This window comes from Bacteroidota bacterium, from assembly GCA_039111535.1.
Lineage (GTDB): Bacteria > Bacteroidota > Rhodothermia > Rhodothermales > JAHQVL01 > JBCCIM01.
Genome location: JBCCIM010000176.1, coordinates 1 through 13,565 on the forward strand (window position 1 = coordinate 1; position 13,565 = coordinate 13,565).

The window sequence follows — 13,565 nt, forward strand, 5'->3', positions numbered from 1 at the left end:
CCCGGTTGACCTTTATACGGATGCATCTGCTGAATCACTCAACGTCGTCAAACTGATGAACTTTAGCATCTTGAGCGTGCTTATGCTTCCTTTTGGCAACCTCATTGTCCCGGGACTGATCTATTTCTCCAACAAAACCAACGAGCATATGCGCAACATTGGCAAGCGCATCCTCGGGTTCCAGTTTTTGAGTACAGCGGTCTTTTGCTACATCACGGTGCTCCTTTTCCTTATAGTAGACCGGGGCCACGGCGCCGTACCGCTGCCTGTCATTTCCAGTTACCTGATTTATTCATCCGTTAGCATGCTGATTGTTTTCAAAACCCACTGGCATCTCGACAAAGAACAATCAGCCCCCAGTTTCTTCCCGACATTCATATGACACCTTCCCTGTCGCAAAAATGGCGGGTAAATGACGCTTGAAGTGGCGAGCAAAAAGCTGTGTATTGCTTGCCCTTACATCCTGACAAGCATCATTTTCGCATGAAGTCCATCGTATTCATAGTACTGCTCGCATTTACATCTACACTCGCATACGGCCAAGGTCTCGACACAGCCAAGCTGGACCAGTTGTTTGACGCACTCGAAAAGCGCAACGAGGCCATGGGTAGCCTGGTGATAGCCCGGAATGGGATCATCCTGTACAGTCGAGCCATTGGGATGCGTTCGATTGACGCGGACACCTCCATCGCGGCAGACATCAAGACGAACTACCGCATCTGGTCTATCACAAAACCCTATACAGCAACGATGATCTTGCAGTTGGCTGAAGAGGGAAAACTTACACTGGACACAACGCTCGACACCTTTTACCCCGGCATTCCCAACGCCGGCATCATCACCATCCGTCAGATGCTGCAACATAAAAGCGGCATTCACGACTTCATACAGAACGACACCAACGAAGATTGGGACACCTACATACATGAGCCGTTGACACCGGACTTTATGGTCCCGCACATCAGTCAATACCCGCCGGACTTTCAACCGGGCACCGCGTTTGGATACAGTAACTCCAACTACTTGCTGCTCGGCTACATCATAGAACAGCTAGACGGACATACCTATGGGCAGTCGCTATACAGCAGGATTTCTGAAAGAGCCGGCCTCACAAGTACATACTTTGGCGTAGGCGCGCTCGACCAGGTAGAAAACAAGGCACAGTCGTACGCGCACAACGGCCAATGGCAACCAATTGATGAAGGCCCCTTCAGTGGTCTGATTCCGGCCGGCGCCGGCGGGATTGTCTCTACGCCTACAGACATGGCGCTTTTTATTGATGCCTTGTTTACCGGCAAGCTGGTATCGGACACCAGCCTCGCGCTGATGCTGCCCAAAGATGACAACTTTTATAAACTTGGCTTGATGCGATTCCCCCATGCAGCCTTTACGGGTTATGGGCATACGGGCGGTTATGTTGCCACAGAATCCAGCCTGGCGTACTACCCGCAGGACAGCCTCATAATTGCTTATGCAACAAATGGCATCGTCCTTAGAAAGGAAGATATCTTGTCAAACGTATTGAAAATCTATCACGGCGAACCGTTTGCCGTCTCGATGAACCGGGACGTTCAAACTGCGCTTGTTTTTGCATTTGGGCTCCTGCTATTTGCTTGTATCAAAACACATATTCGACCGCAGCAGTGGCGCTGGACCGGGTTAGGAATCCTGCTGTTGTTTTGGGCCGGCACAGCAATCGCCGGACAACTCCTGGGAGCGCATAGCCACGTACAAGATGCGGTCACAGACCTTGCTGCGTTTTACAGTGCCTCAGGCACCTTCATGGCGAGCATCGAGCTGGTTATTGCCCTGACTTTGCTCTTTTTTCTACACGCATGTTATGCCGCTTGCAAACGCGAAGGCCTGAGCATCCTGCCGCTACTACCTGCGCTATTTATTCCCATCTCATTGTTGGGCGCAACGCTTTTCTCCTTCCCGAATCCACTGTACACCCTGTTTGCAAACCTCATCATTCTATCGGCATTCTCCCCCCTGCTTGCCCTTATCTTTTGGCGGACACAGAAAGGAGCAGGCATACGATGGGCAGCGGCAGCAAGCCTGCTTCTGATGGTACTCTCTCTCGGCTTAATTTTCAGCCGGCCAAGCTTTCCTGCATTTGTTCATGCCTACTGGGGCCTTATACAGCGAAGCCTTTACCTGGGCTGGACAGTATGGATTGCCGCGCTAGGTCTGCTTATGCCGCTCAAACCCACCACCCCTTAATCCACACTTTTACCTGGAGGACAAGTATTTTTCCGTTACAAACTGGTGCCAGCCCGACTCAAAATCGGCTACCGGCACACCCAATATCGCGGGTATATCACCATTGGTGTTGATCAGGTCGATGAGCACCGATTGCCCCCATTCGGATATGATGTAGTCGACCAGTAGATACCCGACATCGTAGATGTTTTTGCTCGCATTAAAGCCGGCATTGAGTTCTTCCATCGTTGGGAATGCTTTATCCCGCATGTAAGCCACATTCGCCGGATCATTGAATTCATCAGCTAAATACAATGCTACCGCCTCCCACAACCACCTCGGATTGTTACCAAAGTCAGGATTAAGGTTTAACGAGACCACGTGCGCAAATTCATGGACAGCTTCTTTCTGCGCAGAGAGCCGGCGATGGTAAAGCAACCGCAACTCCCTGTCCCCTGTCACATACCCTCTCGAGCCGGGAAATCGCGCCCCCAACGTTTCTTCCATGGCATCCTGGTATGCCTGCTCATCAGACCAGATCTGTACCGTGATCGTGGGCAAAGTGTCTACGGCAAGTGCCTGCGCTACGCGCGCGTAGTTTGCCTCCAATGCCGTCGTTAGATGCGCCACATCCCCAACGGTAAGGGTATCATGCAACACAAAATCAAACGGCGCCGGCCCTTGTGATGCTGGCAATCGAGAAGCCTCGTCACAAGTCATCGATAAAAACAAAAGCGTATTGATGATCAGGGTGAAGTTTGCAAACTTTGTCATATCCCGGGTAGATAGATTATATACCATCACGTACAATAGTCACCGTATACCTGACGGATGTGCAAGCAGTTGCACGCATTGAATAAAGGCGCTGGGTACAGATACTGCGCCAGGCAATTAGCACGTACACGCAAGCATTCATCTACAAAAGTAGATATGAAAAACTTAAACTGGCTGCGACAAGGATTCCCCGTCACAATGGCGGCTCTACTTCTAGTGTTGGGGGTTACATCCTGTTCAAAAGCAAAAAAAGACCCGTTAAAAGCTGCAGGAGATAGCATTTTGATAACGGGTATCTCACTGGTTCTGGCAGAAGAGAACCGGGCAACTTCACCAAAGGATATCTTAATTTCTGATGGTAAAATTGCAGGAATCAAGGATGCCGGCTTACTTCCCCATTCTCTTGCGAAAAACATCATATCTGGAGAAGGTTTATTTGTGATGCCTGGTATAATCGATGTGCATGCGCATATTGGAGATGGAGGTATCAACGCGCAGTCACCTTCAGACCGCCAGAACGCATTGACGCAGTTTGTCCGCTACGGGGTCACCTCAATTTTTGTCCCCGGCGGCGGAGCTGGAAACGACCATAACATGGCTGAATGGAAAGCTCGCTGCAAAACCAGTGAGCTACGCTGCCCCGATCTATTCGGATCAGGTGCACTCATAACAGTTCCGGGTAGCCATCCCATCAGCACCATCTGGAATTTTCCCGAGGACATCTCTGAAAAAATTTTATACGCGCGCGGCGCTACGGTGGTCAAGGAAGACACAAACGTTGATTCTTTGATAGAAAGCAAAGTGGCACTTGGCGCGGATGCCATCAAAATAATAATTGAAGACTGGGGAGGAACGGTACCCCGGTTGCCCAATCATCAAATCGAACAACTCACCAGCGCCTCACACCGTCATGGACTGAAAGTATTGGCGCACGTCAGCATGCCGGCACATATTGAAAACGGATTGGCGCATGGCATTGATGCTGTAATGCACTCTGTAGAAGGGCCACTTGGTCAGCTTACGCTTGAATCAATGGCACAGCAACGCGTCTTTTTTGTTAGCACCCTGTCACTCTATGACGGATTTATAAACAGGGCACTTGGGAAAAAGACAACTGATGTTTTTGCCCTTGCTGGCGTATCAGAAACTGCGCTGGCAAGCCTGGAAGACTTCAACTTTAGCCCGTTTGATACCAGGGAGCAAGCCCTTTCGGTACAAGCAACTATTTTTGACAACCTGCGACGCGCAGCTGAAGCAGGCGTGCCGCTGGCACTCGGTACAGATGTGAATAATCCGGCTGTGTACCCGGGATATTCTAGCCACAGAGAAATGGAGCTTATGGTCCAGGCCGGCCTTTCACCGGCTGTTGTCCTTGAAGCGGCTACACACGGTGGTGCCATTTTCCTGGCTAAACACACCGAACTCGGACGCATTCAGCCAGGATATGAAGCAGACTTGTTATTGCTGAAACAAAATCCACTAGAGGATATCCGACATACGCGTGGCATCCATACAGTAATTGCAGATGGCCGGCTTGTTGAAAATGTGGTTACTGTACCCTAGCCTGCCCCACCACCATCTGACAAACAACCTGATGTAGCCCATGCATCCCTATCTGTTAGCAGCCGCCATTGCAGCCGCCATCGTTGGACTTGTACATTCCGTCTTGGGTGAAGTACTGATATTTAGCCGTATGCGGTCCGATCGCCAGATCATCCCTACTGTTGGCAAGCCATTGCTCCACGAGCGGCATGTGAGAATACTATGGGCAACATGGCACATTGCCTCAATTTTTGGATGGGCCCTGGCCGCGGTACTGTTCAGCCTTGCACAACCGGCATCAGAGATGCTGCTTCAGGAGGTTGTGGTTCATGCCATTGCCGGCGGCATGTTCGCAAGCGGATTACTCGTCTTGATTGCCACCAAAGGCAAACACCCCGGATGGCTTGGCTTACTCGTTGTAGCAGCTTTGTGCTGGCTTTCATGAACACGAAGTAAGCGAGCCACTTTAGCCAACCCCTGGTGCAATGGACATGCAGCAAATGCCAGGCGGTGGGAGCTTTTATTAAAGTAAGCATCAAAAACACATGTGTCCTACCTTAAGAAAACGGTAGTACCTGTATTCATTACAACCAAAACGCACCATGAAGTACATCCTCTCTCTGATATGCTTTTTGATCGCACTAACTGTAGTCCCGGCCCAGGCACAAAGCATGCAGCTTGACGAAGCCACTGAATCAAAAATTGCAGCACTGGAAGAACAGGTTATTGCCTGGCGTCGAGACTTTCATGAACACCCAGAGCTATCCAATCGTGAGTTCAGGACTGCGGAGAAAGTTGCGGCCCATTTAAAGCAGCTGGGCATGGAGGTAACCACTGGTGTGGCGCACACGGGTGTAATAGGACTCCTTAAAGGCGGCAAACCCGGACCAGTGGTCGCGCTCCGCGCTGACATGGATGCACTCCCTGTGACCGAGCGGGTTGACCTTCCGTTTGCCTCGAAGCAAACGGCCCTATACAACGGTGAAGAAGTGGGTGTCATGCATGCTTGTGGACACGATACCCATGTGGCTATGATGATGGGCGTGGCGGAGGTGCTTGCCGGCATGCAATCTGTACTAAAAGGCACGGTAAAATTCATTTTTCAGCCAGCGGAAGAAGGTCCGCCGGCTGGTGAGGAAGGCGGCGCCAAACTGATGGTCAAAGAGGGCGTGCTCACCAATCCTGACGTCGATGCTGCCTTTGCCCTGCACATCGATGCACTCACGGAGACGGGTTACATCAACTACAACGCCGGCGGCACCTTTGCCAGTGCTGACGACCTGTACATCAAAGTAAAGGGTGAACAATCCCACGGCGCTTTTCCCTGGCTAGGCGTTGACCCCATTGTTACGTCAGCCCATATTATCACGGCCCTGCAGACCATTGTCAGCCGGCAGGTCCCCCTCATCGAACAAGCAGCCGTTGTGACAATCGGCAGCATCCATGGCGGCAATCGCGGCAACATCATCCCGGAAGAAGTAGAAATGGTCGGCACCATCCGTTCACTCGACCCTGAGGTCCGCGACAACATCCATAAACAAGTGCGCCGTATTGCCACAAACGTTGCAGAAAGTATGGGTGCAACCGTTGAGGTAGCAATTGGCGAACAAATGGCTTATCCCGTCACCTACAACAACCCCACGCTTACGGATGAAATGACGCCCGTCCTGTCTGCGATTGCCGGCGAAGGGCGCACCTACGTCCGCAAACCCGAAACTGGCGCTGAAGACTTTGCCTATTTTGCTGAGCTCGTGCCCGGCTTCTACTTCATGCTCGGCGGCCGGCCATCCGACGTACCGCTATCCGAAACCGCTGATCATCACACACCTGATTTCTATATCGACGAAAGCAGCCTGATCCTTGGCGTCCGGGCCATGACTGCGGTGGCGCTTGCCTATATGGAAAACCACACCGGCGATTAAGCCCTTACAAGAAGTCCTAATTGATAATCCCTAATGCAAGCCGGGCATCCCGACAAATCATGAAGCGCATCTTTCTTTGTCTTTTCCTCGCCCTACCCCTAAATAGCGCGATAAGCCAATCGGCTGATACGCTCTATGCGCCACATATGGAGGCCCTATTTGCATCGTGGGCCTCTGTGCAAGATTCGCTTGCAGAAGTTTGCAAAACGCAAAACCCCTGTAGCACCACTTCACACTACACGCATGGCAAAATCCCCTTCCGGATACAGCTTCAAAACACAAGCACTACGCTGGACATTGATGAGGCGGGGCTTTCAAGAATGATCAAAGACCTCGTCTCAGTGCGATTCCCTGGTTTCGTTGCAACTGAGGCGGCAACCTATACAGGCCCACATAGAGATACCCTGTTGATTGACATCAGCCTGAGTAACGCAAACATGCGCATGACACCGCAAATCATGACCAGTTATGCGTACGGCTCAGGAGTACATGAAGGCATTATCTGTCGAACAGGACAGACGCACGATTTAACCCAACGCAACGGCGATCCAATCCCTGTTGCCGAATCTGATACCCTGTGGTCTTCGATGGGCATTACATCATTCACAATGGGCGGCACTATTTACGCAGACGTGCTGGACATTATGGAGTGTTATTTTGAACGAAAAATCTGGCCAACATATAGAGACTTTTCCGACAGAAGCCGCATCGCCTCCAATCCCTGGTATCTCAAAAACAACGTTAGTCCGCCGCCGCGACACAGGAGTTACTGCTATACAATGAGTCATACACCCACAATCGTCGGACCAGGTATAGTTTCTCGTGAAGACAGGTATGAGTTTGGCTCAGCACTCAGCCCGAATTGTCAAGAACTGTTTGTAGGTATCCAACATGACAACTGGGTTTCTATAGAAATGTATGAACGCGATGGTGAAAGCTGGGCATTCAGTCACCACGTCATTGGTAGCGAAACAGCCAGCACTAATGATCCATACATGTCTTCAGACGGCAAACGGCTGTATTTTATTCTGAAACGCGGTACACAGCATGATATAGCATATATCGAGAGGCAGGGTCAAAAGCAGTGGAGTGCGCCCATAGTGCTGCCTTCCCCTGTAAACACAGACAGCAGTGAATTCTACATTTCGTTTAGAAACAACAACCTGGTTTTTGCCTCCAACCGGGATGCAACGCGGCGTGGGGATTATAACATTTATGAGGCGCAGCACGAAGCAGATGGCTTCACCAGGGTACAAGCCTTCCCTGAGGGCATAAACACCCGCGGTTATGAAGCGGACCCGTTTATTCATCCCAGTGGCAACTACCTGCTTTTTGCTTCCAATCGCAAAGGTGGTCGAGGGCAGGGGGATATTTATGTTTCATTTAACCAGGGCGACGGGGTGTGGTCTGACCCGCAGCCTATCCTAGAAATCAATACAGAAGGCCACGAACTGTGTCCGTTTGTCACAACTGATGGTTCAACGCTCTACTACACCAGCAATCAGGACATATACCGCATCAATGCCTGGATCTTGTACGCCTATAACCCCAAAAATCAGGTTACAGATTAACCCACACCTCTCCCTGGCTTGGCTAATCCATGGAGGCTAGCAACTTATGGTCCCCAGCAGAGACTTAATATGGACCCACCTACCACTTGCTTAGCCACCCTCCACAACCGCCATTAGATGACCAAGCTCAAGACTGCCCTCCTCTTTTTCACAGCCCTTTTAACCTGGACCGCTTTTATTATTTACGGTCTTACGTCAGGATTTTTGCTACGTGGCATCACCACTGACGACTCTCCTGCAGCCTTCATTGCGGCAGCGGAAGAAAAGCTTCAGGAAGCGTACGCCGGCAACATGGCCATGGCCTTGCTCGATGACGGAGAAGTTGTTGGTACGGCTTATCATTCGGTAGCTGAAGAAGTGACTGATTCCACGGCGTTTCTTGTTGCCTCACTCAGTAAATGGGTAACCGCCTGGGGCGTGTTCAAACTTGTCGAAACCGGACAGTTAGACCTAGATGCCCCTGTTGATTCATACCTAACCCGATGGCAACTCCCAGCGAGCAACTTCGACAATGACGAAGTGACCGCACGCCGGCTCCTTAGCCATACAGCCGGACTCGTGGATTCCCTGGGGTATGCCGGCTTTAAACCGGGCGAACCCGCCCAAACGCTCGAAGCCTCTCTCACCGCACCCGCAGACGCTTCATGGTCCGATGGCGCTGCACGCGTTGGCATAGCACCAGGCGACCAGTTCATCTATTCCGGAGCAAGCTACACCTTGCTCCAACTGCTGATCGAAGAAATCAGCGGGCAACGTTTCCAGGATTTCATGGCCGACCAGATTTTAGAACCACTGGGCATGCATCATTCAACCTTCGACAGAGACAAAGCACACAGCGGGGACCTCGCCCAGCCGTACAAAACCGACGGCACCCTCAATGTCTACGACCAGTTCACCGCGCTTGCAGCGGCTTCCCTGTATACCACAACAGGAGACATTGCACGCTTCATACAAGCCAACCTGGGGTCAAACCCGGTACTTTCCGAAGCATCTCTTGATGCGATGTATACCGCCCATGCATTCATTGGAGACACGGGCATCCATGCGCTAGGTCCGGAGATATTTGCACGAGACGGGAAAGGCACGTTCATCCACGGCCACGACGGCAGCGGCGACGCACTAAACACCGCCGCTCGGATCAACCGTGAAACCGGTGAAGGGATTGTTGTATTTGTAACCGGCAACTATAATTACGCCTCTCGTATGGCTGACTACTGGATTCACTGGACGACTGGTATTGCCGACTTTGTGGTCATTATGTCTAACAAGAACTGGCTACTCACCCTTTTACTGGCTGGGTATGGGGTGATTCTTGTTGGGGGGATTGTACTGGCCAGGCGCAAGAAATGACGGTGCAGGTAGTTCTGGCAACAAAGCAGTGCAATAAAACAGTCCAGCAAAACAGTACCGGTTGCCCATAACTTACAGGCAACCTACTTTACAGGATATTCCTCCCACCCGCATATACGCACCGTATGAAATGTTTGCGCCCCTTAAACTTGCTGGTGATTATTTTGCTGATGGGATGCTCGTCCAATCAGCAGACCGCACCGCCAGCTTCGACACACCAACCGCTACAAGTCTTCCTTGTACGACATGCCGAGAAAGCAGACGCCAGCAGAGACACTGATCTGTCACCCCAAGGCTACGAACGTGCATCCACTCTTGCGGCTGTACTGCGCAGTTCAGACATAACACGTATTCACAGCTCAGACTACAAGCGCACAAGAAACACTGCAGCGCCTGTTGCAGCGCAACTAGGACTGGAAGTTGAACTTTACGATCCACGCAATCTGCCGGACTTCGCAGCGCAACTGAAAGCCGCCGGCGGCATCCATCTCGTCGTTGGGCATAGCAACACCACGCCGGCGCTGACTGCATTACTCGGCGGCGATCCGGGCACGCCCATCGAGGAAAAAGCAGAGTACGACCGACTCTACATGGTTTCTATTGCCGCAGATGGGAGCGTCAGCAGTACGTTGCTGCGGTTTGGTAACAAGTATGCGCCGCACTAGGTATACATCCTATGCTTATCGATAAATACCTGCCAGCATACGACGTACAAAGCGCGCACCAGATCACGATCGATGCGCCGGCATCAGCTGTGTATAAACACATCTGTCACCTGGACATGGGCGCATCACCCATTATCCGCTTACTTTTCAGACTCAGAGGCATGCCGGCTGATGCACTGAGCCTTGAGGCACTGGAGCAGCTGCGGTTTGCCAAGCTGGAAGAAATTGAAAACCAGGACTTATTGCTCGGCATTATCGGTCGTTTCTGGAGCCTCGACGGCGACTTACAACAGACAGACCCCACCCACTTTTTGCAATTCAACACACCCGGATATGCACGGGCAGCATGGCGTTTCAGCCTCAACGAGTCCGAGCCTGGCCGTACCCTGCTCAGCACTGAGACGCGTGTCCAATGCACAGATCTAAACAGTGCACGCAGGTTCAAGTTGTACTGGCGCGTCGTAGGTCCTTTCAGCGGCTTGATTCGGCGAGAGATGCTGCGCATCATCAAGAAAAATGCAGAGGCAGAGCTAGAGACGCCAGCTTAAAAACATCCCTTCAGGCGGGATCTCACTAAATATCTCGCTGCACCCGTTTATCAACCTCTATAACGCGGTTCACATCGTTCCAAATCAGATTCAGGTAATAGATGCCCTGTTGCTCTTGCAGCCACTCCCAGCGCATCGGACCGTTTCCAAATGAATGGTAGTTGTTGATGAGTACACCCGAGGGTTCGTAGACCTCCAGCATAAATTCGCCGGCGTCAGGTGTACGCACCTTGAGCGATTCATGGCGGGCCTCCCCTGTTACATGCTCTGTGTCAAATTCAACAAAAAGCTGGTTCTCGGGGTCGTTTGTCTCCGGGATTGCAAACGGTGGCAACAACTTCTGATCAACCAGTTGTACTTCGTACCGCACTTCCTCTTCCAGCGCATCCCAATCGAGTTTGCCAACACGCGCCAGCATTTGCGGATGGTAATTGCGGGTTGCAATTTCACTGTATGATTGCCAAGATTCCAAAGCTTGCTGCATGTTTGCCCGCGCAGCTTGTTCATACGTGCCATCCTGATTTCCCTGCTCGAAAAACTCCAGCGCTACAGCAGCCCTTATTTTGTATTCGTAATATTTTCCAAGATGCGCAATAGCCTTAATATCATCTAGCGTCAACGCCAATGTTTTGCTGTTACCCAAATCCAATTCCGCTACAAGCGCAAGCGACTCCTCTGCATGCTGCGCAAGGTTATCTGCGACATCCAAGGGCGTGATCGCCTCCGTCAAGTCTAACTCATTCCTGACCCGCTGTACATACTCGCGAGGATTGATGATGCCCGACCGCGGCATGGGCGTAGCCACCTGGAAGTCATTTACATAACGAAACGTTTCGCGCGAAGAACTGCTCTCCGGCGCAAACTGCCGATCACCCGGGCGGAATTGAAAACGGTTGATTTGTGGTATGATTTCGGACGCAGCCGCCCAGGCATCGTAGAGCGTCGCCGGCTCCGCCAACCCAAAACGTTGTGCAAACTTTCGTTCGAAGAAATCCTTGGACAGGTCGTTGTTGTATGCAAGCCGGCCCCACATCATGAACCGGTACCAATGTTTATCGATCTCAAGCTTGCCCTGCATGGTCGGCGCTTTGTCAGCAAATACGCGTCCCCACACATAACCATCCGATCCCATGTGGATGCCTTCAGTCAACGCCAACGGCAGATTGTCGAGGAAGTCCTGTACGTATTCAGGATTCCCCCACCGAAACACAAACGTATCGTCGTTGCGCAAATTCCACCACGTCCTACGTCCATTTTCATCCGCTAAATACGGTATAACCCGCGCTGCCAGATGCGATGGTGCTGACGAGGAGTAGGTGCGTGCCATCAAATACTTGAAGCTGAAAGCAAACGGATCGGGGTAGTTGCCCCAATACTTCTGAATATCGTCGTACCCGGAGTACCAGAAGCGGTGCATAAAGTCAATGCTCCGGGTTGGATCGATGGCTTTTGCTTCCGCAAGGCCGCGCCCATAAGTTTCCCACAACCACTTTTCCCGCGTCCAGTCGGGTACTGTGCCGTCAACCGGCATGTTTTCGCCGGCGGTTACTCCAATGCCTTTCAGGTCTGGATACGTCAGCACCAACTCTTTTACGGCTTCTCTAAAGAAGGCCTGGGTTTTCTCATTCGTGATGTCAGCCGTAATCCCGTGCCTGGCGTCTATGCCGTTTGGGTAAATGGACCAGGTGATGAGGTGTACGTCAATCCCCCGGCTTTTAGCGTGTGCCATCACCTTTTGCCAGAAGGCAATTTTCTCCTCGACACTGATGGATTTCACCAACTCCATATCCGCTACAACATGCTCAGCTACCCCACCCGGCTCACCCCATGCCTGCCACTTTTCTGACAACGGTGCGCGGGAGCGGTAAACATCATCGAGTGCCAGCCCAGGAAAAGCCTCCAGCTTTAACAAGCTCGTAAAGGGCTGCGGATTCCAAAGGGTGAGCTGGTTGTAGCGGTGCAGCGCCATCTGGTCGAGATAGGCTTCCCAAAACGTGAAGTCCCAGACAGTTGCGATGTTTTCCTGCGCCGCATCCCCGGTATCGTCGTAAGAGGGGTTTCGCGCATCAAGGGGGATATTGAATTTGAGTCCGCGTTTTTTGATAAATGGTGCCTGGGTGACGGACAGTGAAGCCAGGTCTCCTTTTAAAGATACGCGCTCTGCAAACTCGAAGAGTCCGTACATGGCACCACGGGGGTCGCCGGCAGTGATGAAAGCCGAATCCGATCTAGTATGCAGGGCAAATGCTTGCGCCGCCAGATCTTCTGGTGCCAGCGCAACACTGAGGTAATCGAAATCGTGCGTAATTTCGCGAAGCACCTCAGTCACCTTGTCGAGCCCAAAATCCACCATGGGTGACTCAATCGCGTTGTTGATTTGGAGGGCTGGATAGGACTCAGGCTCGCTATTACAGGAAGTAAGCAATAACAAGGCTACAGCGGGTAGCAAGATTCTCATGGGTGGCATCAGCTAATGGGTGTGGCGCTGATCTATAAGATATGTGAGCGTTAGGGGTAAACAAATTATCGCCGGCAAGACATGCACAGAAAATGCTATTTTGTTCAGGCTTGTTTTCGCACATGCAGAGGCTTGTGTAGAGACAGTAGTCTTTTATGCGAAACACTCCCCATCGGTCAATCGTCTTGCAAAACATTTTTGTCATCACGCACACGGAATCCGTTCATCACGTTGAACAATTGGGTGGTGGTTGGTATGACACACCACTCACCGAAAAAGGAAAAGCTGATGCATACCGAATTGCACGCAGTCTATCCGCACAAGTCCAGGCAGATGCGCTTTCCATTTTCTCTTCTGATCTCAAACGCTGCACAGATATGGCGAACATCTTTCAGGAGGTGTTTGGGTGCATGTACAAAGCAGATCCCAGGCTCAGGGAAATGAGTTGTGGTAGTGCCGAAGGCATGAGCCGGCAGTGGCAAGACATGCACATCAACCCTGTGCCGGCCAACAACAACAGACTCGACCACCGG

At 51.6% G+C, this 13,565-nt stretch carries 12 protein-coding genes; 10 read left to right on the forward strand and 2 right to left on the reverse strand.

Annotation, left to right across the window (positions count from 1 at the left end):
* Nucleotides 1-382: DUF4870 domain-containing protein (locus tag AAF564_21025; GenBank protein ID MEM8488046.1), on the forward strand; the 382-nt coding region annotated here is incomplete at its 5' end.
* Between the two features lie 101 nt (nucleotides 383-483).
* The gene (locus AAF564_21030) at nucleotides 484-2,223 is read left to right on the forward strand and encodes a serine hydrolase (GenBank protein ID MEM8488047.1); all 1,740 of its coding nucleotides are present in this window, start codon (nucleotides 484-486) and stop codon (nucleotides 2,221-2,223) included.
* 9 nt (nucleotides 2,224-2,232) lie between these two features.
* Here the strand turns inward: AAF564_21030 and AAF564_21035 are convergent, their stop codons facing one another.
* Nucleotides 2,233-2,976, reverse strand: a complete 744-nt coding sequence (locus AAF564_21035) for a hypothetical protein (GenBank protein MEM8488048.1) — start codon at nucleotides 2,974-2,976, stop codon at nucleotides 2,233-2,235.
* Nucleotides 2,977-3,132: 156 nt separating this feature from the next.
* Between AAF564_21035 and AAF564_21040 the strand changes: the two genes are divergently transcribed.
* The 7 genes from AAF564_21040 to AAF564_21070 all read left to right on the forward strand — a co-directional run bounded on the left by AAF564_21040 (nucleotide 3,133) and on the right by AAF564_21070 (nucleotide 10,574).
* Nucleotides 3,133-4,539 carry an amidohydrolase family protein gene (locus AAF564_21040; GenBank protein MEM8488049.1) on the forward strand — a complete coding sequence of 469 codons (1,407 nt, stop codon included), beginning with the start codon at nucleotides 3,133-3,135 and terminating at the stop codon, nucleotides 4,537-4,539.
* A 40-nt stretch (nucleotides 4,540-4,579) separates the two neighbouring features.
* The gene (locus AAF564_21045) at nucleotides 4,580-4,963 is read left to right on the forward strand and encodes a hypothetical protein (protein MEM8488050.1); all 384 of its coding nucleotides are present in this window, start codon (nucleotides 4,580-4,582) and stop codon (nucleotides 4,961-4,963) included.
* Between the two features lie 157 nt (nucleotides 4,964-5,120).
* Nucleotides 5,121-6,440, forward strand: a complete 1,320-nt coding sequence (locus AAF564_21050) for an amidohydrolase (protein ID MEM8488051.1) — start codon at nucleotides 5,121-5,123, stop codon at nucleotides 6,438-6,440.
* 59 nt (nucleotides 6,441-6,499) lie between these two features.
* Nucleotides 6,500-8,011 (forward strand): hypothetical protein, encoded by a 1,512-nt coding sequence (locus AAF564_21055; GenBank protein MEM8488052.1) that lies wholly within the window; start codon nucleotides 6,500-6,502, stop codon nucleotides 8,009-8,011.
* A 117-nt stretch (nucleotides 8,012-8,128) separates the two neighbouring features.
* Entirely contained in the window at nucleotides 8,129-9,361 is a 1,233-nt protein-coding gene (locus tag AAF564_21060; GenBank protein MEM8488053.1) for a serine hydrolase domain-containing protein, read from the forward strand.
* 125 nt (nucleotides 9,362-9,486) lie between these two features.
* Entirely contained in the window at nucleotides 9,487-10,026 is a 540-nt protein-coding gene (locus AAF564_21065) for a phosphoglycerate mutase family protein (GenBank protein ID MEM8488054.1), read from the forward strand.
* A gap of 11 nt (nucleotides 10,027-10,037) precedes the next feature.
* The gene (locus AAF564_21070; GenBank protein MEM8488055.1) at nucleotides 10,038-10,574 is read left to right on the forward strand and encodes a hypothetical protein; all 537 of its coding nucleotides are present in this window, start codon (nucleotides 10,038-10,040) and stop codon (nucleotides 10,572-10,574) included.
* Between the two features lie 25 nt (nucleotides 10,575-10,599).
* Here AAF564_21070 and AAF564_21075 read toward each other — a convergent pair whose 3' ends face one another.
* Complete coding sequence (locus tag AAF564_21075) at nucleotides 10,600-13,032, reverse strand: hypothetical protein (protein MEM8488056.1); 2,433 nt, start codon at nucleotides 13,030-13,032, stop codon at nucleotides 10,600-10,602.
* A gap of 155 nt (nucleotides 13,033-13,187) precedes the next feature.
* On the opposite strand from AAF564_21075, the gene AAF564_21080 reads away from it, so the two are divergent.
* The coding region (locus AAF564_21080; GenBank protein ID MEM8488057.1) for a histidine phosphatase family protein at nucleotides 13,188-13,565 on the forward strand (378 nt) is incomplete at its 3' end.

Excerpts from the sequence above, each read along its gene's own strand:
- AAF564_21030 (MEM8488047.1), top strand. The coding sequence starts at position 484 with ATGAAGTCCATCGTATTCATAGTACTGCTCGCATTTACATCTACACTC.
- AAF564_21035 (MEM8488048.1), bottom strand. The coding sequence starts at position 2,976 with ATGACAAAGTTTGCAAACTTCACCCTGATCATCAATACGCTTTTGTTT.
- AAF564_21040 (MEM8488049.1), top strand. The coding sequence starts at position 3,133 with ATGAAAAACTTAAACTGGCTGCGACAAGGATTCCCCGTCACAATGGCG.
- AAF564_21045 (MEM8488050.1), top strand. The coding sequence starts at position 4,580 with ATGCATCCCTATCTGTTAGCAGCCGCCATTGCAGCCGCCATCGTTGGA.
- AAF564_21050 (MEM8488051.1), top strand. The coding sequence starts at position 5,121 with ATGAAGTACATCCTCTCTCTGATATGCTTTTTGATCGCACTAACTGTA.
- AAF564_21055 (MEM8488052.1), top strand. The coding sequence starts at position 6,500 with ATGAAGCGCATCTTTCTTTGTCTTTTCCTCGCCCTACCCCTAAATAGC.
- AAF564_21060 (MEM8488053.1), top strand. The coding sequence starts at position 8,129 with ATGACCAAGCTCAAGACTGCCCTCCTCTTTTTCACAGCCCTTTTAACC.
- AAF564_21065 (MEM8488054.1), top strand. The coding sequence starts at position 9,487 with ATGAAATGTTTGCGCCCCTTAAACTTGCTGGTGATTATTTTGCTGATG.
- AAF564_21070 (MEM8488055.1), top strand. The coding sequence starts at position 10,038 with ATGCTTATCGATAAATACCTGCCAGCATACGACGTACAAAGCGCGCAC.
- AAF564_21075 (MEM8488056.1), bottom strand. The coding sequence starts at position 13,032 with ATGAGAATCTTGCTACCCGCTGTAGCCTTGTTATTGCTTACTTCCTGT.